Origin of the sequence: Pelomicrobium sp. G1 (genome assembly GCF_051905455.1) — a bacterium.
Taxonomy (GTDB): Bacteria; Pseudomonadota; Gammaproteobacteria; order Burkholderiales; family UBA6910; genus Pelomicrobium.
On the sequence record NZ_JBQACR010000211.1, the window covers coordinates 1 to 332 of the forward strand.

General features: G+C 69.6%; 1 pseudogene. It reads left to right on the forward strand.

Annotation, left to right across the window (positions count from 1 at the left end):
* A pseudogene (locus ACTFO6_RS18210) lies at positions 1 to 332 on the forward strand (4-hydroxyphenylpyruvate dioxygenase); the annotation flags it as partial.

The following is a 332-nucleotide window of genomic DNA, read 5'->3' on the forward strand; positions in this document are numbered from 1 at the left end:
GCCCAATCCCGTGGGTACCGACGGTTTCGAGTTCGTCGAGTACACCGCCCCCGACACCCGCAGCCTCGCCGAGCTATTCGAGCGCATGGGATTCTCCCCCGTCGCCCGTCACCGCTCCAAGGACGTGGTGCTGTACCGTCAGGGCGGCATCAATTTCATCCTCAATCACGAGCCCCACAGCTTCGCCCAGGCCTTCGCCCGGGTCCACGGGCCGTCCGTGTGCGCCTTCGGCATCCGCGTGCGGGACCCCCAGGCCGCCTTCCAGCGGGCGCTGGCGCTGGGCGCGAAGCCCTATTACGGCCCGGTGGGACCGGGGGAGCTCACCATCCCGG